Raw genomic sequence first — 1327 nt, 5'->3', positions numbered from 1 at the left:
TGGACTTGCCCCTACCAGACCGGACACCAACTCCCCGTTAAATTGATGCTGCTGCCAAACGCCTAAACTCTCTCGGCGACCGATATTTCAAGGCGCTGTGCGGATGCTGCTCGTTGTAATGCTCGAAGGCAATCGTCAGATTGCGCAGCGCGGTTTCTCGATTCGGTTTGGGCATGTGCGCCACGTAATCACGCTTGATCGTCTTCACAAAGCTCTCTGCCATGCCGTTACTTTGCGGGCTGCGTACCGGTGTGGTCACCGGCTGCAAGCCGATCTGGCGAGCAAACAGACGCGTCTGCTCGGCGATATAAGCCGAGCCGTTATCGCTCAACCACTGCACCGGCGTGCTCGGTAGTTGATCCCCAAATCGCTTCTCCACGCTTTCCAACATCAAGTCTCGGATGTCGTCACCGCTGTAGCCCGTCGGGCTGGCGACCCAGCCGATGGCTTCGCGGTCACAGCAGTCCAGGGCAAAAGTCACGCTCAACTTCGCACCGTCGTCGCAGCGAAACTCGAAGCCGTCCGAGCACCAGCGCGTATCGCTGGTAGTAACGGCAATTCGGCCTTCATGCCGGCGCTGCACGCCAGGCTGCTTGATGCGGCGTTCTAACAGCAGATTGTGATCGCGCATGACGCGGTAAACCCGCTTCACATTGATCGGAGCCAGTGACTGAACTTCACGCTCGCGGCGCAGCAACCCCCAAACACGGCGGTAGCCATAGCTCGGTAACTCGCTGACCTGCTCCTTAATCTCGGCGACCAACTCCGTATCGTTCACGAGCCGACGTCGCCGTACTTTAGGCGATACCGATTGCTTGATCCGAACCGTTAATTGCGAGCGCGACACACCGAGACATTCGCTGACCAGTTTCACTGGTCGTCCCCCGGCAACAAGGGTGAGTGCGCAATCCATTTTCGCGACCGGGCAATCTCCACGGCCTCTTTTAGGACTTCGGCTTCCATCGTCTTCTTGCCCAGCATCCGCTGCAATTCGCGGATCTGCTTGAGCGCATCGGTCAGTTCCGACGCCGGTACAACGGCTTCGCCAGCACTGACCGCCGACAGACTTCCGTCCTGGTACAGCTTGCGCCACAGGAACAGCTGATTGGCGTTGATGCCGTTGCGTCGGGCCACCACGGACACGCTTTGTCCCGGCTCAAGACTCTCGCGAACCATGGCCAGCTTCTGGTCGGTGCTCCAGCGGCGTCGGCGTTCCTGGCCGAGCAGCTCACCACCCTTATCGTTGCTGTTAGTCATAAACATACCCGTTTGCCTATCCCTTATCGTAAGGGGGAAACGGTGTCCTGTCTTTCATGGGGCTCGTTCA

Annotated in this window: 1 protein-coding gene; it reads right to left on the bottom strand. The window is 58.6% G+C overall.

Features of this window, described 5'->3' with window-relative positions:
- Window positions 1–37: 37 nt before the first annotated feature.
- Window positions 38–1257 (bottom strand): IS3 family transposase gene (locus tag C8K66_RS30475; RefSeq protein WP_218278009.1). Its coding sequence is split into 2 segments (ribosomal slippage): window positions 38–912 and window positions 912–1257, totalling 1221 coding nucleotides; the frame shifts between segments, so codons are not numbered across the junction.
- Window positions 1258–1327 lie beyond the last annotated feature (70 nt).

Source organism: Pseudomonas sp. GV105, from assembly GCF_003058185.1.
Taxonomy (GTDB): Bacteria; Pseudomonadota; Gammaproteobacteria; order Pseudomonadales; family Pseudomonadaceae; genus Aquipseudomonas; species Aquipseudomonas veronii.
Note: the sequence above shows the minus strand (reverse complement) of the source record. Positions and strands in the feature narration are given on the sequence as shown.